This window comes from Paenibacillus sp. FSL W7-1088 (assembly GCF_037969855.1).
Taxonomy (GTDB): Bacteria; Bacillota; Bacilli; order Paenibacillales; family Paenibacillaceae; genus Paenibacillus.
This window is the reverse complement of the sequence record NZ_CP150216.1, coordinates 4,618,191-4,644,242: the sequence shown is the minus strand read 5'-3', so window position 1 is coordinate 4,644,242 and position 26,052 is coordinate 4,618,191. Positions and strand designations below refer to the sequence as shown.

Here is a 26,052-nt window from a genome sequence, read left to right as displayed (position 1 = left end):
AGATGAAGAAATCATTATTTTTGCTGAAACGCTTGCACTGCTTAAAAAGAGCTGATATACTGTGTCTGAAAACGCTTAATGGTTTAAACTTACCCGGGTATAACAAGAAAATCGTTTTCAGATGTATTCTTTTTCAGTACAGATAAAGTCCAGCTATTCATATTCTTTTCGTTAATATAATTGAATAATAGTTCATCCAACGATGGCGTGTTACTGTTCGGCAGGCAAGACCTAGATTGGGTGGGAAGAGTTTCTTTTTCCTACCCTATTTAGGTCTTTTTTTGTTCCCAGCAGAAAAAAGGCGGAGGTGCACCATGAATCACAAACAATTAGCCCAATCGATTATGGAGCTGGTTGGTGGCAATGATAATATCAACACGGCAATTCATTGCTCCACCAGGCTCAGACTTACTTTGAAGAACCCTGATTTAGCGAAAACGGCCGAGATCAAAAACCTGGATGGCGTCATCGGCGCAGTGAATAGTGGCGGCCAATACCAGGTAATCATCGGCAATGATGTTGGATATGTCTATAACGAACTTGCCAAGATGGTGGATACCCAGCAATCCAGTGAGGTTCTGGAAAAGAAAAAAGCGGATTACAGTCCCAAAGGTCTGTTTAACACCTTTGCCAGTGTAATTGCAGGCATCTTCCAGCCGATTATCCCGGCCATTGCTGCTTCAGGCATGTTGAAGGCGCTGCTGCTTCTGGCGACCGTGACTGGATTAATGTCCAAAGAAAGTCAGACGTATACCGTTTTGAGTGTTATGTCGGATGCAGCCTTTTATTTTCTTCCGGTCCTGCTGGCCTATTCTAGTGCAAATAAATTCAAGACCAACCCTTTTGTAGCTGTCCTGTTCGCAGGAATCATGCTGCATCCCAATATGATTGGATTGCTTGGCGGTGAAGATCCGGTATCCTTTATCGGATTGCCTGTGGCTTCTGTTCAATATGCATCATCGGTTGTACCGATTATTTTAACAGTCTGGTTTATGTCCTATATCGAACGTTTTGCCGACAAGGTCTCACCAGGACCCGTTAAGATATTCCTTAAACCGTTGATTGTCATTCTGATTGTTGCTCCAATTGCGCTAATTGTACTTGGTCCACTGGGCATGTATCTCGGCACAGGCATGTCCAACCTGATCTACTGGATTCAGGACAAAATTGGCTGGTTGACTGTTGTCATTATGGCGATTCTGATGCCTTTAATTGTGATGTTCGGTATGCACAAAGTGTTTTATCCCATTATTTTCGCAGCACTCGCTTCACCTGGTTACGAGACACTAGTACTGGTTGCCATGCTGGCATCTAATATGGCGCAGGGAGCAGGATCGCTGGCTGTATCGTTCAAAACCAAGGATGTGAAGCTCAAACAAGTCGCGCTGTCTGCGGGCATCTCCGGTGTATTTGGCATCACGGAACCAGCATTGTACGGTGTACATTTAAGACTCAAGAAAACGCTGTTTGCATGCATGATCGGTGCGGGCATCGGGGGATTATTCGCAGGAATTGTGAATCTCAAGGCGTATGCAGCCGTGGGACCAGGGATTGCATCCATGCCTATGTTTATCAGTGAAGACAACATGAACATTATATATGCCATTATTACGATGTTAATCTCCTCCATTATCGCGTTTATTGCAGTGTATGTTATTGGATTTCAGGATGTTGTTCCAGCAGCAGTTCCAGCAACAGACTCTTCGGTAGCAAAAGTGGAAGTAAAACCTGAGATCAGGCCTTCGGCTGGAATCAAATCAAAAAAAATGGTATTTGCGCCACTGGAGGGTACAGTCCTTTCCTTAAGAGAAGTGAAGGATGAGGCTTTCTCCCAAGAGGCAATGGGACAGGGGATGGCGATTCAGCCAAGCATCGGCAAAGTGTTTGCTCCGTTTGATGGTACCGTTGAGACGGTATTTCGTACCAAACATTCGATCGGGTTGAGATCGGTGGATGGGGTGGAACTCCTAATTCATGTAGGACTGGATACTGTGAAATTGAAAGGGCAGCATTTTGATGTAAAAGTAACTGAAGGGGAACCAATCTCCCATGGTCAACTTCTGATGGAGTTTGATCTTGCAGCAATACAAGCCGCAGGTTATGACACCACGACCCCTGTAATTGTGACCAATTCCTCGGATTACCTGGAGGTATTGGGTAATGAATCATCACCAATAACGGGACCGGAGAAACCATTAATTACAGTGTTATAACCGCCCGAAATATCAATGAGAGGCAGGCAGCCAGATATGGAAGTCGTGAAAATACTGAACTCGAGCGTTGTTCTTGCCAGACGTGGCGAGGATGATAAGGAAATTATTGTGATGGGGAAGGGCATCGGCTTCAAGAGCAAACCTGGAGATGTCGTGAATGAGGACGAGATTGAGAAGGTATATGTGCTTGAAAATGAAACAATTTCTTCGGATCTCACCGCTCTGATGAAGGAAACGCCAAAAGAATATCTCATTCTGGCTGACGAAATCATTTCTTATGCCAAACATACATTGTCCCGACATCTGAGTGATCATCTCTACGTCTCATTGACGGATCATCTGTATATGGCGACTAAACGGTTCAAGGACAATATGACCATCCAGAATCGTATGCTTTGGGAAGTAAAGAAGTTCTATCCACAGGAATTCAGCATTGGCATGCATGGTCTGTCTCTCATTCACAATCAGCTTGGTCTCTCCCTGCCTGAAGAAGAAGCGGCCAATATCGCTTTTCATCTCGTCAATGCTCAGCAGAATGATGACAATATGAATCAGGTCATGCTGATGACGGGCACGGTCAAGGATGTACTCAATATTATTAAAATTCATTATCAGGTGGAGCTGGATACACACAGCATTAACTATTCCCGCTTTTTAACCCATTTGCAATTCTTCATTCAGCGACTGTTTGAGCATAAAACGTTAAATACGCAGGATCATGAGCTGTTTGACCAGATTGCGAGCAAATATCCGCAGGAAGAACAATGTGTACAGCTGATCAAAGAGTACATTGAAGCCCGCTTCGAACATACGATTTCTAGCGAAGAAATGATGTACCTGATTATTCATATCAATCGTGTAATGAGTCGCAATTAAGATAGAACCAATCAAGGAGGAATACACAATGACCAATACAACAAGAACGTTCCCGGAAGGTTTTTTATGGGGAGGAGCCATTGCAGCCAATCAGGCGGAAGGTGCCTGGAATGTGGATGGCAAGGGTCTGTCTACAGCTGATATCGCCATTTATCGAAAAGGTGTTTCCAAGAGTGAGTACAAAAAACATAACGCAATTACGGAAGAACAGATCCAGGAAGCGATGGAATCAACGTCGGACAGAGAATATCCGAAACGCAGGGGCATCGATTTCTACCATCGTTACGAGGAAGACCTAGCCTTGTTTGGGGAAATGGGTCTAAAAACATTGCGTTTGTCCATTGCATGGACACGGATCTTCCCTAATGGGAATGAAACGCAGCCCAATGAAGCCGGTTTGCAATTCTATGATCGTGTCATTGATGGCATGTTAAAGGAGGGCATTGAACCGTTGATTACGTTGTCTCATTATGAGATGCCGATGTATCTGGTCAATCATCATGGGGGATGGACGGATCGCATAGTGGTCGATTACTTTGTTCACTTTTGCCAAACGGTGTTCAATCGATATAAAGACAAAGTGAAATATTGGATTACCTTTAATGAGATTGACAGCATCGTTCGTCACCCGTTTACGAGTGGTGGTATCGTTTCGGATCGTTTCAACAACGTGGAACAAGCTGTATATCAGGCGCTGCATCACCAATTTGTGGCCAGTAGCCTGGCGGTGAAATATTGTCATGAGATCATTCCTGGTTCTCAGATCGGATGTATGCTTACCAAGCTTACGACATATGCCCATACGTGTAACCCCGAAGATGTATTGGTCGCTTCCCGGGATAATCAATTTAATCTTATGTTCACGGATGTTCAGGTCCGTGGGGCATACCCATATTTTACGAAGAGATTGTTTGCTGAAAAAGGGATTGTACTGGATATGCTGGAAGGTGACGAGGAGATTCTGAAAGTGCACACGGTGGACTTTATTTCATTCAGTTATTACATGTCGCTTGTATCGAGTGTTGATGGGGATCGATTGGAACAGGTGAGTGGTAACACTACTGGGGGTGTAAAGAATCCTTATCTGAACACCAATGACTGGGGCTGGCAGATTGATCCGGTAGGTCTGCGCATTTCCCTGAACGAACTTTATAGTCGCTATGGAGTGCCATTATTTATTGTTGAAAATGGGATTGGAGCCGTCGATACGTTCGAAGAAGACGGTAGCATTCAGGATGATTACCGGATCGATTATTTCCGTTCCCATATGGAACAGATGCATGAAGCAATTCTCGATGGAGTCGAATTGATGGGTTACACGAGTTGGGGCATTATTGATCTGATCAGTTATTCTTCCTCCGAAATGGAGAAAAGATATGGTTTTATTTACGTTGATCAGGATAATGACGGTAACGGAACGCTGGAGAGAAAGCGCAAAAAGAGTTTCTTCTGGTACAAAGATGTGATTGCCAATAACGGTTTGTAGAATCCGTGTAGTAGTCTGGCATAATTACAAAACCGCGCATACAGCAATTGATTGTAAAAAGTTAATGAAGACAGCGCAGCCCTGGTATCAGGGCTGTTTTTCTGCTTAACATAAAAAGCATTGACAGAGAAGAAGCTGGAACGTAGTATAAGACTTACATGATAATGATAATTGTTATCAACTGAAACCTCTGCGTAGAGCAGTGGTTTATTTGCGCTCCCCTCATTATAGGTTAAACCTATTACATCTATAGATATTATATCTTGGAACAATCAAGGACAGGGTGATATATTTATGTCATTCAAGAGCTTCACTTTTAGAGGAATACAACATGAGGCTCTTCCAAGGACCGAACTTATGATGAGGTGAAAATGATGAGTAAAAAAACGATGTTTGAGAAAATTTGGGAAAATCACGTGATTCATCAGGAAGAAGGCAAACCAAGCATTTTGTATATCGATCTGCATCTGGTGCATGAAGTAACATCCCCGCAGGCGTTTGAAGGTCTGCGTCTGAGCGGCCGTAAAGTTCGTCGCCCTGAGCTGACGTTTGCAACCATGGATCACAACGTTCCAACGAAGGATCGGTTCAACATAACAGATCCAATCTCCAAACAACAAATTGACACCCTTTCACAAAACTGCCGTGACTTTGGCGTAAAACTGTATGACCTGGATACTATTGATCAAGGTGTCGTACACGTTATGGGTCCTGAACTCGGTCTGACTCATCCAGGTAAAACGATTGTATGTGGCGACAGCCACACATCCACACATGGTGCATTTGGCGCACTCGCATTCGGGATCGGAACGAGTGAAGTAGAGCACGTTATGGCAACTCAATGTTTGCAGCAAGCCAAAGCCAAAACGATGGAAGTTCGTTTTGTCGGCAAACGTAACCCGGGTGTAACGGCGAAGGATATGATTCTCGCAGTCATCGCCAAATACGGTACAGACTTTGCTACTGGATATGTTATTGAATACACAGGTGAGTCGATCCGTGAACTGAGCATGGAAGAGCGTATGACCGTCTGCAACATGTCCATTGAAGGTGGAGCAAGAGCGGGCATGATTGCTCCGGATGAAACAACTTTTGAGTATCTGCGTGGACGTGAATACGTACCTGCCGATGGCCAATTCGATGAAGCGGTTGCTGCGTGGAAAGAGCTTGTAACTGACGAAGGTGCTGAATTCGACCGTGTGGTTGAAATCGATGTGGAAACATTGATTCCGCAAGTAACTTGGGGTACTAGCCCAGGTATGGGAACCGATATTTCTTCGAAAGTTCCTGTCCCGGCTGAACTGCCAACTGAAAACGAACGTAAAGCTGCTGAAAAAGCGCTTGAATATATGGGCTTGGAACCTGGAACACCGATCTCCGAAATCCCGGTTGATTATGTATTTATCGGTTCATGCACCAATGGACGGATTGAAGATCTGCGAGCTGCTGCACAGGTAGCCAAAGGTCACACCGTATCCAGCAATGTTACAGCGATCGTTGTACCAGGCTCGGGACGTGTTAAAATTCAGGCAGAAAAAGAAGGTCTGGATAAAATCTTCACGGAAGCTGGATTTGAATGGCGTGATGCAGGATGCAGTATGTGTCTGGCAATGAACCCGGATGTACTGAAACCAGGACAACGTTGTGCTTCGACATCCAACCGTAACTTCGAAGGACGTCAAGGACGCGGAGGACGTACTCACCTTGTATCTCCTGCAATGGCGGCAGCAGCAGCGGTTAAAGGACACTTCGTTGACGTACGTGACTGGAATTTCAAAACGGAAGCAGCTATTTAACTAGGAACGGATTGAAGGGAGAACGAATGATATGGATGAATTCAAAACACTGCAAGGCATCGTTGCACCGGTAGACCGGGTCAATGTAGATACAGATGCAATTATTCCAAAACAATTTTTGAAACGGATCGAACGGACCGGATTTGGACAATTCTTGTTCTACGAATGGCGTTTTGACGAAGAGGGCAACAACAATCCTTCTTTCGAAATGAATAAACCTCGCTACGAAGGAGCATCCATTCTGATCTCACGCGCTAACTTTGGTTGTGGATCTTCTCGTGAGCACGCACCATGGGCGATTATGGATTACGGATTCCGTTGTGTAATTGCACCATCGTATGCGGATATTTTCTACAATAACTGCTTCAAAAACGGCATTTTGCCAATCAAACTGTCGGAAGAGCAGGTAGAAGATCTGTTCCAGCGTACAGCGACTCATGAAGGTTATGAACTGAATGTCAATCTGGAAAACAAAACGATTACAGATGCGCTCGGATTGCATATTGATTTTGATCTGGATGAGCACCGTCGTCAGTTCCTGTTGCAAGGCCTGGATGATATTGGCCTGACACTCCAGCATGATGATGAAATTACCGCTTATGAACAGCGCCACGCGGCAAAGCTGTTTGGACAAACGGCCTCAGTCTAATCTTTCATCTGTAGTTCGTATATCTAACCTCCAATCATGCAGGGAACTTCACCGTTCCTTGGATCGAATTGGAGGTTTTTTTGCATTTGGCAATGAAGCGATTTGTCTTCGAATTGCAGGATAATCCGACTAAATATGACAACGTTGTAACCGGATGAAGTGACAATATCTGATAAACTGATTAGTAGATTATGGAAGGGTAGATAGAGTCGAGTGTTGCACCACAGCGAATCAGGTCGAAGGTTCAAAAGACAAACAGAATGGTGGTAGATGTATGAAGAAATGGTGGACAGCAGTCTTTGTTTTTCTGTTCCTATGTTTATTTCCTGTCATGGCAAATGCCGATTCGTCTCCCTCGATTGTGCTGGACGGTGTGACCATTAATCAGCCGTCGGGAGCTCCGGCCGAGAATACTGGCAAAATCGTGATGGTGCCCATTCGGATCGTCTCGGAAAACCTCGGTTATCAGGTGAAATGGGAGAAAGCTACCCAGACGGTTCGTATTCTCAAAGGCAACAGCAGTATCCAGATGACGGCAGGCGAAGATGCGGCCACCGTGAATGGAAATCGGGTGAGTCTCGATTCTCCGCCTCTAATTAAACAGGGGACTACACTGGTTCCGTTACGTTTTGTTGGTGAAGGCATGGGCCTTCAGGTGGGATGGGACAATGGAACCAAGACAGTTAGCCTATCTAGCATTCCTCCTGTAGCCGGTACGGAAAGTGAAAATGACCCAGTGGAAGCTCCTGAACCGGATGGTCTGTCAAAGCTTCAAAGCATCAGCTTCGGCGGGGATCGTCTGATCCTGGCGACGAACGGGAAAATCACACCGAAGGTTTCCAGTCTTAGCGAACCTGATCGTATTATCGTAGATCTGCCCGGCACCACATTTGCCAAGGAATTTATCCAGGGACAGGCTTCCAATCCGGATGGTAGCGGAACTCTGCTGGTTACGGATTCATCGCTGGTATCCAAGGTGCGATATGCAATGTTCAGCCAAACGCCTTCAACGGTTCGTGTGGTCCTTGATCTGAGTCAGGTAGCGACAGCCAAATGGTCACTGGGCGAGAACAACGTGTTGCTTGTTGACGTTGCGGCGAGTAATGGAGAACCAACAAGTCAGCCTGCTGTGCCAACCAATGATGGCAAAAAGGTTGTCATTATCGATCCAGGACATGGCGGACGACAGTCGGGAGCCGTCAGTGTGACAGGCGCCTATGAAAAGGACTTTAATTTGGCAGTGGGACTCAAAGTTCAGGCACTTCTGCAGCAGCGTACAGAGATTCAGACTGTGATTACAAGGCAGGACGATACGGAATTATCCCTGCAGCAGCGTGTGGATATCGCCCAACTGAATCAGGCAGATATTTTTGTGTCGATCCATGGAAACAAGTTTACAACGACTGTTCCTAATGGAATTGAAACGTTGTACAGTCGTAAGGAGAGCAAGGATCTGGCTGACATTTTGCACAAGCATGTATTGCCGATTACGGGATTTAAGGACCGGGGAGTGAAGACGGCAAGTCTGCATGTAACCCGTGAAACAACGATGCCCGCAGTTCTGCTTGAACTCGGATTTCTGAGTAATCCTGCGGATGAAGCAATGATGCTGACCGAAGATTATCAAAATAAATGTGCACAGGCCATCATGGACGGAATTGTTGAATATTTGGGTCTTTAATGTGGATCGTGCGCAAATATGAAGGTCAGGCTAGTGCGTTGTTTCGAGATGCATAATTGATAATTAAGGAAAAATACAGACAATAAAATGTAGAAAAAGCTTGATTTGACAACGTTTTTTTTCTGTTATGTTGGAATATATTCGCAACTTTTGAGAGTGAGAGGCGTCTAATAGGTGTCTGGTAATGCCTCAGTGGTCAGTCGGAGCTGAAGGTTCACAACATGCGGCAAAAAAATATGAGAATGGTAGGGGTGAAGGATGAAGAAGTTCGGTTTTTTGGTACTGTTATTTGTCTTTGGGCTCGTTTTCCCGGGCTATAGTCATGCAGCAGCAGATACGCATATTATCCTAGATGGGAAAGAAATTGTGCAGCCTTCGGATGCCAAAGCGGAAATCATCAATAGCAAAGTGATGGTTCCGATTCGGGTTATTTCGGAGAGCCTGGGATATGGTGTGGACTGGAAACAGGCAACAAGCACCGTGACTATTAGCAAAGACAACACTGCCATGCAGATGATTGTTGGACAGAAGACGGCAACGGTGAACGGCAGTAACGTGAACCTGGATGCCCCGCCACTCGTGAAAAATGGAACTACACTTGTGCCTTTAAGGTTCATTGGTGAGCAAATGGGCCTTAAGGTGGGTTGGAACAATACAACGAAGACGGTAACATTAGTTACCCAGAATTCAGGTTCCGGAAACGGGACAACCACTCCTCCGAACTCTGGTAATGATGGTGGAGGATCGGATCAGGAGGGTCTTGTACTGGTGAACGGCATCAGCTTCAGTGACAACCGCTTTTTGATTGCAACAAGCGGAAATACGAAGCCGAACGTCTTCACGATGACAGGACCGGATCGAATCGTTATAGACTTGCCAAATACCGCATTCGCTGATTCTTTCAGTGAAGGACAAGCTCTGGACAGCAACCAGAATGGACAGCTTGTAGTGAGTGGATATCCGGATGTATCGAAGATTCGTTATTCCTTGTACAGCAATAGTCCTTCTACTCTTCGTTTTGTCATTGATCTGAGCACTGCCAAAGGTTATGACGTGCAAAGTGACTCCGGTCTGGTTATGATTGATCTGAACAAAGAAGGCACTACAACGCCGCAACCTCCTGTTGGAAACAATGGCAAAAAAGTTGTTGTTGTAGACGCTGGACATGGTGATCAGGACCCGGGAGCCATCGGTGTAACCGGCAAGAAGGAAAAAGACTTCAATCTGGCAATGGCTCTGAAAGTAGAAGCATTGCTGAAAAAAGAATCTAACATTGACGTTGTGCTGACGCGCAGCGATGATACATTTTTGGCTTTGAGTGAACGAGTAAAGATCGCAGAAAAATTGAAGGCGGATATCTTTATTTCCATTCATGCGAACAGCGGGTCTGCAGCGGCAAACGGTGTGGAGACGTATTACACCCGTTCGAATAGCAAGGCATTGGCTTCGGTGATGCACAAGTACCTTCTGCAATCATCTGGTCTGAAGGACCGCGGAGTAAAAACGGCAAGTCTCCACGTAACCCGTGAAACAACGATGCCGGCTGTTTTGCTGGAAGCTGGTTTCCTGAGCAACAAGAGTGATGAAGCGGCATTGTTCACTGAAAGTTTCCAGAACAGTGTAGCCAAAGGGATTGTTGCAGGGATCAAGGAGTATCTGGGAATTAAATAAGGGTTCAACCCTTATGATCAGGAGGCGGAGTTAGAATGAACAAAAAATTATGGATTGCAGCGCTGCTGGTAACGGTTATGACAGTTGCTGCTGGATGTGGAAGCAAGCCAACAGCTGCTCCAGCTCCAAATCAGACTCAAGGTGCGGGAACAGAGAATAATGCGTCTGAGAATCAGAATGAGACGGATATTACTGAACCTGTAACCGTGGATCCGGAGGATACAACGACAACGACACCGGGTACAACAGAAGGCACTACGGAGGGTACAACGACTCCATCGGGTGGAACTACTTCAGAGAAGCCTGGAACATCCGAAGGTAATGAGAAGAAAACCATTGATGTGTACTACACAGATCTGGAAGAGTTGGAATTGCACAAAGCAACGGCAGATATTACTTACGCTTCGGATGATGCCAAGTACAAGGCTGCATTTGCAGCGCTGCAACAAAGCAAGGACGATAAACTTGTTCCGCTTTGGGCGAAAGAAATTGAATTGAAATCTGTTCAGTTCAAAGACGGTGCGCTTACCTTGGATATCCATATGCCGGATACAGCACGTCTTGGTGCAGGTGGTGAAGTATTTGCCATTGATGCTTTGAAGCAAACGTTCTTCCAGTTTGATGAAGTCAAATCGCTTGATTTGCTGGTAGACGGCCAGAAATCCGAGAGTTTGATGGGACATGTGGATCTTGAGCATCCAATGACACGATCCGAATAGGTTGTACAGCATGTTGTTTTACCGTGAATCTGCGGAATATCGGCCGTTTTACATGAGAGAGGGGAATCACAGGTGACTTTTAAATATAACAATCCATCACACTCTAAAAAAGTAGTTTCAGCCGTGCTTGCAGGCATGATGGCCCTTAGCGCCGGCGGAGCTGCCATGGCAGCAGAATCAACAGATACGGGGCAAGGCCAGACTGCAACTGTAAGCAATACAGCTGCACCAACCGGTTTGTTCAGTGATATCAAGGTCGGATACTGGGCTGAGAAACATGTGTACAAGCTGGCCTATCAAGGTATTCTTCTCGGTAACAACGGCCTGTTCCGTCCGGGAGACGCGGTAACGCAGCAGGAAGCTGTGACGATGGCGATCCGTTTTATGAACAAGGAGAACCAGTTGAACGACAGCACGGCTACGGCATTACCGACAAATATGGAAGTGGGAAACTATTTCAAGCCATATGTCGCTTTGGCGCTTCAACTGGGACTCATTGATAAAACGGAAGAATCCACTGTGGATGTATCGAAAACATCATGGGGACAGAAACCAGCATCACGTGAATGGATTACGAAATTGCTGATCCGTTCGTTGAACAAAGATGCTGAAGCGAAGGCGCAAAACAACCAATCTACCGGATTTGCTGATAATGATAGTATTTCCGAAAGTGGCAAAGGGTACATCAATCTGGCTGTAAGCCTGGATCTGGCCAAAGGTGTAGATGGCAACAAATTTAATCCAACTGGCTCTGTAACGCGTGCCCAACTCGCTACATTCTTCAGCCGTGGCGAAACGTTAACGGATACGAAGTATGCGAACACATCCACGGGTTATGTAACTGGATTAAAAGATGGGCAGATCACGCTGGTTGTGGACGGAAAAGCTGTCAACTTCGCAGTGAACAGCAGTACACCTTACTTTACAAAAGACAGTGAATCCCGTGCATCGTCTGCGGATGTGAAGCTGTATACAAAAGTTCAGATTGTAGGTACTACCGGTACGGCTTCCTATGTCGAAGTGGTTGATGCTACACCACAGGTAGAAAGCGTTGAAGGTACGTTTGCCCGTTCATTGTCAGGGAATAAAATTGGCTTGTTTGTAGGCGAGAATTATGAAACGTACGGCTATGATGAGGCAACGGCATTTATCGATCAAAACGGAAATGCAATCAAACTGTCTGATATAACAGCAGACAGCACCATTGAAGTACAGCGTGAGACGTTCTCTGCTGACAAAAAGACAGTTGTTATTCGTGTGAAGTCCGGTATTGTCAACAAAAGTGATAGTGGCGTTGTTGCGGAAGTAACGACTGCTGCCAAAACGATCAAGCTTACCAATGCTGCCGGAACTACAGAGCAATATACCTACAACGATAATCTGATCATTCGTTACCAGGACCGAATCCTTTCCCTGGCCGAGCTCAAAGCGGGAAGTGCAGTGAAGTATACGGTGAAAGACAGCATCCTGCAAACGATCGAATTGTCGCAAGGTGTAGAGCAGTCTTTACGCGGTACACTGGTGGAGGTCGGTGGTAACCAATCGACACTGACGTTTAAACGTGAAGGTGGATCATTGGAAGCGAAGCTGCTAGCAGAGAAGCCGGAAGTCGTAATTAATGGAATCCAGGATGCTACGCTGAATGATCTGATTTCGGATGCAACCAATGGGGATCAGGTTGAGCTTACGTTAAATTCTGAAGATCGTGTGACGCGCATTCAAGTGATCGGACGTCAGATGGAGCCAATGAACGGGGTTTCCGTTGTATCCTACAACAGCAAAACAAAAGTATTGACGATTCTCGACAGCAATAAAAAACCGTTTGTGTTCACGCTCGATGACAAAACGAAGCTGGACTACAACACATCGAAGCCTACACTTGCTGGGTTGGAGCCTTTGTTGAATGATGGCCGCAAATTGGATCTGACGTATGTGGGAACTCGTGCGTTATCCGTTAAAGTGATCTACAAATACGAAGGCACAATTAGCAGCATCGATACTGCGGGCAGAAAAATCAGTTTGTTGTCCGGAAGCCAGACGGTAACAGTACCGTACTCTACAGTTCCAACCATCGAGATCTACAACAAATCTGGAGCAAGTCTGAGTGATCTGAAGATCGGTGACAGTGTCACAGTTACGCTGGGTTCGAATCAGGACTATGTGCAAAAAGTGGCTTTGAACACCGTGGCTCAATTTGAAGTAGTCTCTGTAGAGACCAATGGTCGTGTTCGTGTGAAATCGGATTCGCTGACAAGTCAGTTCTACGTTGATCAAGCGGTACTGACAGGGGAAAGCGGTCAGACTATTACGGTCTCGCAGTTGACAGCCGGCAACCTGATTAACGTTACATTTGAGGGAACGACGCCTAAAGCGGTTCAAGTTGTTAAACGTACGCTTGCGGAGGTTACATCTGTTGATGCTTCGTCAGTTACACTGAAACTGTTTAATGGTCAAAGTGAGACGGTTCCTGTTAGTGGTTCTGTAAAAGTGGTCAAATCGGGATCTACATTAACTACTCTTGGCAGTCTTACTGTAGGTGATCGTGTTGAAATGACGAAGGATACGGATAATTCCACCCGTTTCAGAGTGTTGACAGTCATGAGCAAACAGTTCTGGTCTTATGATGGAGTTGGTAACCAAATTTTGGTTAAACGTGAGTCCACATCGGACACGAATTATCGTTTTGCACTGGGTACAGGCGCATTTGTTCACCAGGGTGACAACACTTTAAGCGTGCAATCTCTCAAAGATAATGATAATATTGTATTGTATCTCCTGAACAACGTTGTACTGGAGATCCAAAAACAGTAATCGTTTCTTTTCGAGGATCAAAAGAATGACCGTCTTGATGCGGGATCTTTCCCGCATCAGGACGTTTTTTTTGCAAGATTTTTGGGGTCCCCGCAAAGTACTCGAAAGAAGCTTCGAAGTAAGGCTCCACCGCGTGGAGTCATTTTGTGGGAGGTAGCTCTTCATGAATGCAGCCACTGTTAGGCATATACTCGATACAATGGAAGCAATGTTTCCTGATGCACATTGCGAATTAAATCACAGCAACGCGTTTGAATTGACTGTAGCCGTCCTGTTGTCTGCCCAGTGCACCGACGAAACGGTAAACAAGGTAACCGCAGACTTGTTCAAAAAGTACACCAGTCCTGCCGATTATCTGTCTGTTCCTCTCGAAGAGCTGGAGCAGGATATCCGGCGTATCGGCTTGTACCGAAACAAGGCCAAGCATATTCAGAACATGTGCCGAATTTTAATAGAGCAGTATGGCGGTGATGTACCGCAGGAACATGATCAGCTTGTGACGCTCCCTGGTGTCGGGCGGAAAACGGCAAATGTCGTTGTATCCAATGCATTTGGAGTCCCGGCGATTGCGGTGGATACGCATGTTGAACGTGTATCCAAAAGGTTGGCACTGGCAGGTTGGGATGATTCCGTACTTGAGGTCGAGAAAAAACTAATGAAGCGCGTACCCCGGGATGAGTGGACTTTAACCCATCACCGGATCATATTTTTTGGACGCTACCATTGCAAGGCACAAAACCCTCAATGTCATGTCTGTCCATTGCTGGACATATGCAGAGAAGGTAAAAAGCGTATGAAAACGTCCCAAATCAGGAAAGATAAGGAACGTGCCACAACCCCAAAACGAAAAATAAATTAATGAGCAGAAGAGGATGAGTAATCATGAAATGCATTTCCGTGTACACTGACAATTTTGAGGCCTTCTCCGATATTTTCGAACAAATCGTTGAACAGGAAATGGCTGAGAACGAAGAAAAAGAAGTAGAAGGTATCACTGTAAGCCATTCTGGCGATGTGCCTGAACATTATCTGGAGCGTATGTCCACGAAACCAGAAGTGGTTGTCATGAGAGACAAAGGTCGTAACATTACGATTTTGCAGCATGGACAAGTATTTGAAATTTTGCTGCCTTCGATGGAGAACGCTGTTTCTTAAGAGATTTGAAATAATAAGATGTGCTGCTTCTATGTCACAGGTTATCCTTTTGAAGGTGATCCATGGGGCATGGACGCAGCAAGCTTATGGTATCCAATCGTTTCACAGATAAAACCGACAGCATCGGTTTTATTTTTTTATGTGGAGAATTCCAACCGTTCAATTTCAAACTTGATAATGGTAAAATAAATGAATTATAAGATAAAGACATCGGACCAGATGTCAAATTAGAGGAGCCAGGGGGAAGGCCAGTCATGTCCAGAACAGATTACCCAGTAGAGATGGCTAAACCTCTGCTTCCACTGCGAGAAGCGATGGAGCAGACAGGGGACCATACAGCTGTACAGGCTTTAACGGATTTGATCAGTAAGGCGGAAATGAAACAGTTAACGATTGCGTTTTGTGGACACTTCTCGGCAGGCAAATCGAGTCTAATTAATAGTTTATGCGGCAAGCGGGTTCTGCCTTCGAGTCCTGTACCTACAAGTGCGAATGTTGTATCCATCCGCAACGGTGAGCCGAGAGCACTTATTTATACGTCATCGAACGTAAGCGCTGACAATTCAGCGGGAGTACTTGAGGTTTCGCCAGAACAATTGGAAGAGTATTGCAAGAATGGTGGGGCATATACCTCCATTGAAGTATGGGATGACATTCCCTTACTGAAAGATGATGCGGTATTACTTGATACGCCAGGCGTGGATTCGACCGATCAGGGGCACAGCCTTGCAACCCATTCAGCACTGCATCTTGCCGATGTGGTGTTCTATGTGATGGATTATAACCATGTGCAATCGGAAAGCAATCTTTCTTTTGCCAAAAGTCTATCGGATTGGGGCAAACCGTTGTTTCTGATCGTAAACCAGATTGATAAACATCGGGAACGGGAGCTTTCGTTTGACCAATATGTTGAAGGTGTAGAAGCTATTTTTGCTGCCTGGGAAGTTCGGTATGATGGTCTGCTGTTTACTTCACTTCGCGACAAGGAGCATCGTTACAGCCAGTGGCAGCAGCTTCCTCAACTGATTGAACATATGATGAAGGAGAAGGAAGGGTTAATCAAGCACAGCCTTGCGAGCTCTGCGAGCCATGTGACGGAGCAGCATCTGACAAGACAGGCGGAAGAACGCGAAGAGGAAGAGACAGCGCTCCTGGAGGAAGTTGGGGGCAAGGAAGGTATCGAACGCCTGGAACGGGAGTTGGGTCTGCTGGATCAACAGGAAGCCGAACTTCGTTCCAAACCATCGCGTGAACGGGAGAAGTTTCGGGCGGAACTGGAATCCCTTCTGGCGAATGCGAACCTGACCCCGGCTGATATTCGTGCCTCTGCTGCGGCTTATTTGGAGAGCCGTAAACCCGGTTTTCGGGTAGGTTTATTGTTCTCTGGTGGCAAGACAGAGCAGGAGAAACAGCGTCGGGCCGCTGAGCTTGTGAGACTGTTGCAGGATCAGGCCTCAGGACAGGTAGAGGTACATATCCGTACCATGCTCAGACAGCTGGGTGAAGCCCACCAGCTGTGGGGCGCTGAATGGGAGCAGGCGCTGAACGCGGAGCTGCCTGCGGTAGATGAAGCACTGCTGGAGATGAAACGGAGCACTAGCGCAGAAGTATCTCCCGAGTATGTGCTTCAATTCAGCAAAGATATACGGGGCGAGATTGAGGCCCGTTACCGCAGGTCGGCCATGATGCTGGCCGACCGCTTGCTTGAAGCGCTTGGCGCGCAGGGCGAAGCCGCGCTCCAGGCGCTGGACGCCAGCCGCGCAGCGCTGATGGCGCAATCCGCGTCGGCGGCGCGCTACACGGCGCTGCAGCGCGCCGCCGACGCCGAGGCAGCAGGGCTGCGCAGCCTGCTGGCGCCTGCGGGCCCCCTCACCTCCGGGCTGTTGCCGGAGGTGCAGGGCCCGCCCGTGCCCGCGCACGAGCCGGGTGAAGCACCCGGCCCGCACACGGCACGGCGGAGTCTGTGGCTGCGCAGCCACAGACTCGGGGCACCGCCGCCGCGCAAAGCGGCGGTGCCTGGGCAGCCGGCGGCTGGCGCACAGCGCCGCCGGCGCCTGGACGCAGCGGCGGCACGGCTGGAAGCCGCCGCTGCGCTGGTAGAGCCGTACCCCGCCATGGGGTCGGCGGTACGGGATCTGCGTGCACGCGCGGCTTCGCTTGCGGGCGGCACGTTTACGCTGGCGCTGTTCGGAGCGTTCAGCGCCGGCAAGTCCTCCTTCGCCAACGCGTTGCTGGGCGAAGCTGTGTTACCGGTCTCGCCGCATCCAACGACAGCGGCCATTAACCGGATCATGGCTCCTTCCGGTGGCGCGGAGCATGGAACTGCCCGGGTCCGGATGAAGACCCCGGACGCCTTCCAGGAGGATCTCGCGTACTCCTTCCGCTTGCTTGGACTGGGCGAGCCTGGGGCAGACTGGCAAAAACGCGTCAAAGCCCTTTCACCACAGGATGTGCATCCGGCAGGGCGTCCGCATTACAGCTTTTTGCAGGCAGCCGCAGCAGGCTGGGAGGATACCGCAGCTCAACTCGGCCAGGATGTGCTGGTGGATCTGAACGGATATCGTAACTTTGTCGCGAATGAAAAGAAATCTTGTTTTGTCGACAGTATTGACCTGTACTACAGTTGTGATGTGACAGAACAAGGCATTGTCCTTGTAGATACGCCAGGGGCTGACTCCGTGAATGCCCGTCATACGGGTGTCACTTTCAATTATATGAAGAATGCGGATGCACTCATTTTCGTAACGTACTACAATCATGCCTTCTCTCAGGGAGACCGACAGTTCCTGAATCAATTGGGACGTGTGAAAGACAGCTCGGCGATGGATCAGATGTTCTTTGTAGTTAATGCGAGTGATTTGTCTTCCTCTGAAGAGGAGTTGGAGCAGGTTCTGGACCATGTGAGCACGCAGCTGCGCAGTAATGGCATTCGGGCACCACGTCTCTTTCCTGTATCCAGCATGCTGGCATTGGAAGGCAAGACGGGCAACGATGCGACATTATTGGAGCAATCCGGCTTCATTCGGTTCGAGGAAGAATTTAACCGGTTTGCAGGAAGTGAGCTTGCGGACCTTGCGGTTGGTGGAGCTTCTGAAGAGATCGCACGGGTGATCAAACGACTGAAGACACGTGCCGAGGATGCGGCTCAGGGGGAAGAGGTGCTACAGCGTCGCCGGGATGAGCTGGGCTCCATCCAGGAACAGTCCCTTCAGAGGGTACATTTGCTCGCGGAACGGTCCATGAAGGCAGAACTGGCTCAGGAAACGGCTGAACTGCTCTTCCATGTGCGGCAGCGCCTGGGCTACCGTTTTGGTCTGTTCATGGCTGAAGCGTTCCATCCATCCGTTCTTCGCGAGGATCGCGGGAATCTGAAAGCAGCATTCGCAGCCTGTGGTCGTGAATTGCTGCGCATGATCGCCATTGAACTGGAGCAGGAACTGCTTGCCACTACACTCAGACTTGAACAGGCGGGTCAGACTTGGCTGCACAAGCAAGTGACCGATTGTGTAGATGAATTGAAACGAGTGTCCGGAGGTATGGATCTGTCGTTGCCGCTGAACGAACGCTGGAGTACACCTGTCCTGGAAGAGGTGCGTCTGGAAGAACCTTCAGGTTGGAAAGCATATCTGAGTTATTTCCGTAATCCGAAGCAGTTCTTCGAAGGAGATGGACGACAGCGGCTGCAGGAGGCACTTGACCCCATAATTAAACAGATGGTGATCGATGTTCTGCCTGACGCGGAGAATAAGCTGGTTCAATTCTATGACAACCAGCTTGGGCAGTCTTTGCGGCATCATTCTCGTCAATTGGAAGAGAGACTTGAGGAGGCCGTGAGTGCCCTTCACGAGACGCTGACCAGTGGAATTCCTGCCGAAGAATGGGAGGGTCTGGCTGTACAACTGGGGCAGATCGAACGTGAATAAAAGGGATTCAAATCCATGTATGTATGGAAACGGTTTTAAAACAAAATGAGTTATACAGCGATATGTTGAAATGTTGTCGTTGTACCCAAAAAGGCCCCTGCCTGTAAAGGCATACAGGGAGCCTTTTTTGGTACGAACAACCTGAAAGGAAGAGAATATTCAAACATTTGATTGATAGGAGGGTATCTACCTCCCTTAATGACGCATTAAGGTGAAAGTAGCCTGAATATGGTCGCTTATTCGCTTTGCCGCGAATGGGGGACGGTGATAAACTTCATAAATGTTCATACTGTTTTTGAACGATATAAGAGGAGGAGAGACATGGATGTTCTCAGGCAATTGCAGATCTTTTTCTGGGAGAAGCGCACGTATTTATTTTTATCGATCTTATGCCTCGCCATAGCGACCGCGCTTGGGCTGGTGTATCCGAACCTGCTAAGGATACTGATTGATGACGTCATCACTCCGCGCAATTTTGAAGACGTTCCCAAACTTGCTTTAACGGTATTAGGTGTCGTTATTTTGAAAGCGGGAATGCAATTTTTACACGGTCTTTTTGGAGGGCGTCTCGGAAACTTCCTGGCTTACCGACTTCGTAACGCTTGTTACGAAAAGCTTCAATTTTTATCCTTCCGGTATTACGACACGGCCAAAACGGGAGACTTGATGTCCCGCCTCACGGGAGATCTCGAAGCGATCCGCAACTTTATCGGATTTGGCTTCGCTCAAATTCTCAACATGGTTCTGATGGTCGTATTCGGCGCAATCATGATGATGACCATGAGTTGGAAGCTTACCTTGCTAACGCTCATATGTATTCCTCTGCTTGCCTTCGTTGCGCTGAGATTCGAATCCCGAATTCACCCTGCGTTCCAAGAAATGCGGCTGGCACTCAGCTCTTTGACGACAGCAGTACAGGAGAATATTACAGGTGTGCGTACTGTAAAGTCATTTGCACGTGAGCCTCACGAAGTGGAGAAGTTTTCCGTCCGCAACGAGCGTTACAAAACGAACCAGATTCATGCAGCAACCTTATGGAGTCAATATTTTCCGATCATGGAGATTCTCGCTTCGGTCAGCGTAGTTCTTCTGCTCCTCATTGGTGGAAACATGGTTATTCAGAAAACGTTAACACTCGGTCAACTCGTTGCCTTTTTCAGTTTGATCTGGTACATAATCGGTCCAATGTGGAACCTTGGATTCCATATCAACAACTATACGCAATCCAAAGCATCGGGTGAACGGGTGTTGGAACTTTTGAATACGCCGGTAGATGTACAAGAGACAGAAGATCCAGTCATTGTAGAAGCAGATCAAGTCAAAGGGCATGTGACCTTCGAGTCCGTTACCTTTGCCTACGGCAATAAAATGCCGGCAGTGACTGATATTAACTTTGATGCCCCACCAGGCTCTGTCATAGGCTTCCTGGGAGGAACAGGCTCGGGTAAATCAACTATTATTCAGCTCCTGATGCGTGCATACAACGTGAACTCGGGCACCATCAAGCTGGACGGCAAAAATATTAAGGATATTGGCATTCGCAGCCTGCGGAGTCAGATTGCTTCTGTGTTCCAGGAAACGTTCCTGTTCTCATCCAGCATTCGCAACAACATTTCATATGGACTCAAAAATGTAACAATGGACGAAATTATCCGTGCCGCTAAACTGGCGAAAGCCCATGATTTTATCATGGAATTCCCTGAAGGATACGATACGGTTGTAGGGGAGCGTGGAATGGGCTTGTCGGGAGGACAGAAACAGCGGATTGCAATTGCAAGGGCTCTGCTCAAAAATCCGAAAATTCTCGTTCTGGACGATGCAACCAGTGCAGTCGACATGGAAACTGAACATGAAATTCAATCTGGATTCCAGGAAGTCATGCGTGGCAGAACGACGTTTATCATTGCGCATCGGATCTCTTCCCTGCGTCACGCAGATGAGATACTGGTGCTGGATGAAGGACGGGTCGTTCAACGTGGCACACACAAACGTCTTATTGAAGAGCCTGGGCCTTACCGGGACGTATATGAGATTCAATACGCAGATTATATTGCCCGCGGTAAGCGAGAGGCTGGGGAGCAGGTGAATTCATGAGTGCCGAAACGGTAGCCGACAGGCGCGAGGTCAAAGAGACCTCTGACAAGAAAATGAATGAACGTTTTGTATATCAGGACGACGAAATAATTGAAAAACCGTTTAACTGGCGTGAGTTCGGACGTTTGTTCTCGTACATGAAACCTTATGCAAGACAACTTTTGCCACTCATTATTCTAATGATGATTTTGGGTACCATTACGAAATTGTCCGTTCCATTTTTGATCAGTTTGGCGATTGATAAAGCGATTGCACCTGCAACGGGGTTGCCAAGCTTAACGATGCTTTATATTATTGCTGGTTCTGTGCTTGTGTTGTATCTGATTCAATGGGCGGCTAATACGTACCGAATCAAATTGACGAACGTTATCGGGCAACGGGTCATTTACGATCTTCGCTCGGATCTGTTCAAACATATCCAGAAGCTGTCCTTTAACTTCTTTGACAAAAGACCTGCGGGCTCGGTGCTGGTGCGTGTCACCAATGATATCAACTCCCTGCAGGATTTGTTCACTAACGGTGCGGTCAACGTCATGATTGACTGTGTGCAGCTGCTCGGTATTATCGTCATTTTGCTGCTGATCAACTGGAAACTGGGCCTCGCGGTCATTATTACGGTTCCGCTCATGTTTATTATTTCGACCAAACTGCGTGTGCTGATCCGCCGGGCCTGGCAGGATGTACGCATGAAGAACTCCCGTATTAATTCCCACTTGAATGAATCCATTCAGGGGATTCGTGTGACTCAGGCGTATACGCAGGAAAAAGAAAACATGAAGTATTTTGACAACATGAATCTGTCGAGCAAAAAATCATGGGACAGGGCATCGGCCATGAACCAGGGCTTTGGTCCTCTGATTGAAATTACGGGCGGCTTCGGAACGTTAATCCTGTTCTGGTTTGGTGCTTATCTGATTCAAGAGGGGCAGCTGACAATCGGATTGCTTGTAGCCTTTGCCAACTATGTCGGCAACTTCTGGGACCCGATTAACCGTCTGGGACAGATGTACAATCAATTGCTCGTAGCCATGGCTTCCTCCGAACGGATCTTCGAGTTTATGGATGAAGAGCCGAGTATTGCAGATAAACCTGGAGCCAAGCCGCTTGCTTCTATTAAAGGAGATATCGTATTCGACAATGTCGTGTTTGAATATGAGAAGGGCAGACAGGCGCTGAAGGGAATCAGTTTTGCTGCAGGTGCCGGACAATCGATTGCCCTTGTAGGTCATACGGGTTCAGGTAAAAGTACCATTATCAATCTGATCAGCCGGTTCTATGACATCTCTGGCGGACGTCTCACCATTGATGGTCAGGATGTAAGGGATGTAACGGTTGAAAGTCTGCGCAGCCAGATCAGTATTGTGCTGCAGGATACGTTTATCTTCTCTGGCACCATTCGCGATAATATTCGTTTTGGACGACTGGATGCAACCGATGAAGAAGTGGAAGAAGCTGCGAAGGCTGTTAATGCCCATGAATTTATTATGAAGCTGCCGGGTGGATATGATACGGAAGTTGAAGAACGCGGGAATGTATTATCCATGGGCCAAAGGCAATTGTTATCCTTTGCCCGTGCCTTGCTGGCTGACCCTCGAATCTTGATTTTGGATGAAGCGACTGCCAGCATCGACACCGAAACGGAGCTCAAAATTCAGGAGGCTTTGAAAGTGCTGCTGAAAGGAAGAACTTCCTTTATGGTGGCCCACCGTCTCTCCACGATCCGAAATGCGGATAACATTATCGTGCTGGATCATGGTGAAATCAAGGAAGAAGGAAACCATGAGCAACTTATCCAGAAACAAGGAGTTTATAATGGGTTAATAGAAGCTCAATACAGATTTTTGTAAAAATTGATCGAAAAAACACAAAAAATCTTGTAAAATTCACAAGAAAAATAGGGAGCACTCTTGCAATCTTTAACCAAAACCCCGAAAATAGAGAGATAGATATAGAAGATTTCTCTTTGGGAGGATTGGAAAGAACATGTGGGGTGCTCCATTTTCGGCTCAAGCCAAAAAAATGCTGCTACTGGGCAGCGGAGAATTGGGAAAAGAGGTCGTTATTGAGGCCCAGCGACTGGGAGTAGAGACGATCGCTGTTGATCGCTACGAAAACGCACCTGCCATGCAGGTTGCACATCGGTCTTACTGCATCGACATGTTAAATGCCGAAGCTTTGAAGCAATTGATCCGAAAGGAACAACCTCATTACATCGTACCTGAGATTGAAGCAATCGCAACAGAAGCTTTACTCGAGCTTGAGGAAGAAGGATTTTGTGTCGTTCCTACGGCCCGTGCTGCTCGTTTGACGATGGATCGCGAAGGCATCCGCCGTCTGGCAGCCGAACAATTGAACCTTCCGACAGCGGCCTATCTTTTTGCGGACAACCTGGAACAACTTCAGGAAGCTGTTCGTGAATTGGGTACACCATGCGTCATCAAACCACTAATGAGTTCTTCCGGTAAAGGGCAGAGTGTATGCCGCACACCGGATGACGTAGAGAATTGCTGGAACATTGCTCTTTCTGGAGCACGTGGCAAATCCGTACGTGTCATTGTGGAAAGCTTTGTGAAGTTTGACAGCGAAATTACGCTGCTCACGGTTAGATCTGTCTCAGGGACTGTATTTTGTCCTCCGATCGGTCATATTCAGAAAGATGGGGATTATGTCGAATCGTGGCAGCCTCACGCGATGACACCGGAGCAATGGGAGCAAGCTTGTCATATTGCCAAGTTGGTTACCGATGAACTCGGTGGTTATGGACTGTTCGGGGTTGAATTATTCCTGACATCAGATGGAGTTGTGTTCAGCGAGGTATCGCCTCGTCCGCATGATACAGGTATGGTAACCATGGTCACGCAAGATAGTTCCGAGTTTGCGCTGCATGTGCGTGCAATTCTTGGTTTTCCGGTCACAGATGTACATTTACTGACACCGGGAGCTTCAGCAACGCTGAAGGCTAATGATGAAACATCTGACTTTACTGTAGGCGGGATTGAAGAAGCACTGGCGCTTCCTCGTACTCAGGTTCGTGTATTTGGCAAACCTGAGACCAAAGTGGGACGCCGAATGGCCGTTGCGTTAAGTGCCGGCCAAGATGTGGAAGAAGCTCGTAAAACAGCGGTACAAGCCGCTAATATGCTGAAAGTGGAGGTAAATCATGTCCAATAATGTTGAGGCCCCTGTACTGATGATCCGAGAGTGTGAACTGCGAGATGCTGAAGCGGTAACGGGACTGATGCGAGAGGTCAGCTATCCGACAACAGCCAATGTCATGAAAGAGCGCATTGAATGCTTGGAAAGCAATCCAAACGCATGCATGCTTGTTGCCGAAGTGGATGAACAGATTATTGGTGTGATTGGCTTGCAATGTGTGCAAAGTCATGCCTATCCGGAACCTGCCGCCCAAATTACGTCCTTGATTGTAGGGCAAGAACATCGTGGGGGCGGAATTGGCCGTCGTCTGATGGCTCGTGCTGAGGATTGGGGCAGACAGCAAGGTGGGAAACAATTGTTTGTCACCGGAGCGAACCGTGAAGTGACTTCAACAACCTATTCTTTCTACGAGCATATTGGTTTCCAGAAGAGAGGCTATCGTTTCAGTAAAGTCCTTCTATAGAAAAAGAGTTTTATTATATCGCGATCTTCACGTTTTTGGTGTGGTGAATGATAAATAGAAGCTAAGTGGCATTCGGCGAGCATTTCTTGTCCGGATGCCATTTTTTTATGCCGTATTTTAAGGTTGATGGTTGCGATTTTGGCTGATATACCAGCGTTTTAAGAGCAAGTTGCAGGATATGGTGCAATGTACTATAAACCGTCCAAACCCCTTTGAAACAGGTTGAAAAATGACAAAAAAGTTACTTTTCCATAATTTATGGGTTCACAATCTACTATTCAATTGATATACTCCAAGAGTATTAATTACAAAGTTGTCATAACTAATATTTCTAAGGAGATGAATGAATTTGAAGAAGAAATGGATGAAAACCGTCGTAACTAGCAGTCTGACAGCCGTACTCGCCGTAGGGGTTATGCTCCCTGCTTCCGCTTCAGCTGCAGATGCATCATATAAAACAACTACTAAAACTACAACGTATAAAATTACGAGTGCGGAAAGCTTAAAAGCGTACATTGAACAATGGCTGAAAGATAATGGTTACACTGTATCCACTGGCGAAGGGCAAACAACAGTAGAGAAGCCTGCAGCACAGCCTGATCAAACTACGAAGCCAGCTCAACCGACAACACCAGCAAAACCGACAACACCAGCAAAACCAACTCAAGAAGAGAAACCGGCAACTACACCAGCCAAAGATCCTTCAAATAGTGGAACTGGAACTGGAACAACTACAGGCAACACAGGCAACAGTGGCAGCGAGAGCACACAATCGGATTTTGCAGCTCAAGTAGTAAAACTTGTGAATGCTGAGCGTGCCAAAGCTGGCCTGAGCGCATTGGCTTCCGATGCTCTGTTGGACAAAGTGGCTGTAGCCAAAGTTAAAGATATGAGCAACAACAATTATTTTGATCACCAATCACCGACTTATGGTTCTCCGTTTGACATGATGAAACAATTCGGAGTAACTTACAGCTATGCTGGCGAGAATATCGCAAAAGGGCAAAAAACACCTCAAGAGGTTGTTACTGCCTGGATGAATAGCGAAGGTCACCGTGCGAATATCCTGAACAAAAACTTCACAAAAATCGGTGTTGGATACTATAACGGATATTGGGCTCAAGAATTTATCGGCAAATAATTAATCTTATTGAAGAAAATTCTGATTTTAGTTCAAAAAAAGGTTATGTCATCACAGCTTGAAGCTGTGTGTGACATAGCTTTTTTTTGTAGAAGCATATTTAATATTGAATTCTACTTATATAGCGGCAAAATTTGCAAATTAACGACAGAACATTTATGTTATTTAGAAAAAGCGTCATCTTAATGTAAAATCATTTTAAATTTTAAGTACCCGGC

Annotated in this window: 17 protein-coding genes; all 17 read left to right on the top strand. The window is 46.9% G+C overall.

Going from position 1 to position 26,052, the window contains the following annotated elements:
• Positions 1-314: 314 nt before the first annotated feature.
• The 17 genes from MKY42_RS20855 to MKY42_RS20775 all read left to right on the top strand — a co-directional run bounded on the left by MKY42_RS20855 (position 315) and on the right by MKY42_RS20775 (position 25,834).
• A complete protein-coding gene (locus MKY42_RS20855) occupies positions 315-2,213 on the top strand; it encodes a beta-glucoside-specific PTS transporter subunit IIABC (RefSeq protein WP_179264067.1) in 1,899 nt (632 codons plus the stop codon).
• A 36-nt stretch (positions 2,214-2,249) separates the two neighbouring features.
• On the top strand, positions 2,250-3,089 hold the full coding sequence (locus tag MKY42_RS20850) for a PRD domain-containing protein (protein WP_090900456.1): 840 nt from the start codon (positions 2,250-2,252) through the stop codon (positions 3,087-3,089).
• Positions 3,090-3,117: 28 nt separating this feature from the next.
• A complete protein-coding gene (locus MKY42_RS20845; RefSeq protein WP_090900453.1) occupies positions 3,118-4,575 on the top strand; it encodes a glycoside hydrolase family 1 protein in 1,458 nt (485 codons plus the stop codon).
• Between the two features lie 374 nt (positions 4,576-4,949).
• Complete coding sequence (gene leuC / locus MKY42_RS20840) at positions 4,950-6,371, top strand: 3-isopropylmalate dehydratase large subunit (protein WP_090900450.1); 1,422 nt, start codon at positions 4,950-4,952, stop codon at positions 6,369-6,371.
• A gap of 31 nt (positions 6,372-6,402) precedes the next feature.
• A complete protein-coding gene (leuD, locus tag MKY42_RS20835) occupies positions 6,403-7,020 on the top strand; it encodes a 3-isopropylmalate dehydratase small subunit (RefSeq protein WP_090900448.1) in 618 nt (205 codons plus the stop codon).
• 274 nt (positions 7,021-7,294) lie between these two features.
• Positions 7,295-8,701, top strand: coding sequence for an N-acetylmuramoyl-L-alanine amidase family protein (locus MKY42_RS20830; protein ID WP_339844359.1), 1,407 nt, complete (start codon positions 7,295-7,297; stop codon positions 8,699-8,701).
• Positions 8,702-8,959: 258 nt separating this feature from the next.
• Complete coding sequence (locus MKY42_RS20825) at positions 8,960-10,372, top strand: N-acetylmuramoyl-L-alanine amidase family protein (protein ID WP_179264073.1); 1,413 nt, start codon at positions 8,960-8,962, stop codon at positions 10,370-10,372.
• A gap of 35 nt (positions 10,373-10,407) precedes the next feature.
• Positions 10,408-11,091, top strand: coding sequence for a GerMN domain-containing protein (locus MKY42_RS20820; RefSeq protein WP_090900439.1), 684 nt, complete (start codon positions 10,408-10,410; stop codon positions 11,089-11,091).
• Between the two features lie 72 nt (positions 11,092-11,163).
• Positions 11,164-13,902, top strand: a complete 2,739-nt coding sequence (locus MKY42_RS20815; RefSeq protein ID WP_179264075.1) for an S-layer homology domain-containing protein — start codon at positions 11,164-11,166, stop codon at positions 13,900-13,902.
• Between the two features lie 163 nt (positions 13,903-14,065).
• Entirely contained in the window at positions 14,066-14,761 is a 696-nt protein-coding gene (gene nth, locus MKY42_RS20810) for an endonuclease III (RefSeq protein WP_090900434.1), read from the top strand.
• Between the two features lie 23 nt (positions 14,762-14,784).
• Complete coding sequence (locus MKY42_RS20805; RefSeq protein WP_090900431.1) at positions 14,785-15,057, top strand: NAD/NADP transhydrogenase alpha subunit; 273 nt, start codon at positions 14,785-14,787, stop codon at positions 15,055-15,057.
• A 254-nt stretch (positions 15,058-15,311) separates the two neighbouring features.
• Positions 15,312-18,980: a dynamin family protein gene (locus MKY42_RS20800; RefSeq protein WP_339844352.1), complete on the top strand. Its 3,669-nt coding sequence runs from the start codon at positions 15,312-15,314 to the stop codon at positions 18,978-18,980.
• A 321-nt stretch (positions 18,981-19,301) separates the two neighbouring features.
• Positions 19,302-21,074 (top strand): ABC transporter ATP-binding protein, encoded by a 1,773-nt coding sequence (locus MKY42_RS20795; protein WP_090900427.1) that lies wholly within the window; start codon positions 19,302-19,304, stop codon positions 21,072-21,074.
• Positions 21,071-22,921, top strand: coding sequence for an ABC transporter ATP-binding protein (locus tag MKY42_RS20790; protein ID WP_090900424.1), 1,851 nt, complete (start codon positions 21,071-21,073; stop codon positions 22,919-22,921). Before MKY42_RS20795 ends, MKY42_RS20790 begins: the two co-directional genes overlap by 4 nt.
• 136 nt (positions 22,922-23,057) lie before the next feature.
• Positions 23,058-24,245, top strand: a complete 1,188-nt coding sequence (purT, locus tag MKY42_RS20785) for a formate-dependent phosphoribosylglycinamide formyltransferase (protein WP_090900421.1) — start codon at positions 23,058-23,060, stop codon at positions 24,243-24,245.
• A complete protein-coding gene (locus MKY42_RS20780) occupies positions 24,235-24,693 on the top strand; it encodes a GNAT family N-acetyltransferase (protein WP_062328403.1) in 459 nt (152 codons plus the stop codon). Before purT ends, MKY42_RS20780 begins: the two co-directional genes overlap by 11 nt.
• A 349-nt stretch (positions 24,694-25,042) precedes the next feature.
• Positions 25,043-25,834 carry a CAP domain-containing protein gene (locus MKY42_RS20775; RefSeq protein WP_339844348.1) on the top strand — a complete coding sequence of 264 codons (792 nt, stop codon included), beginning with the start codon at positions 25,043-25,045 and terminating at the stop codon, positions 25,832-25,834.
• Positions 25,835-26,052: the final 218 nt, after the last annotated feature.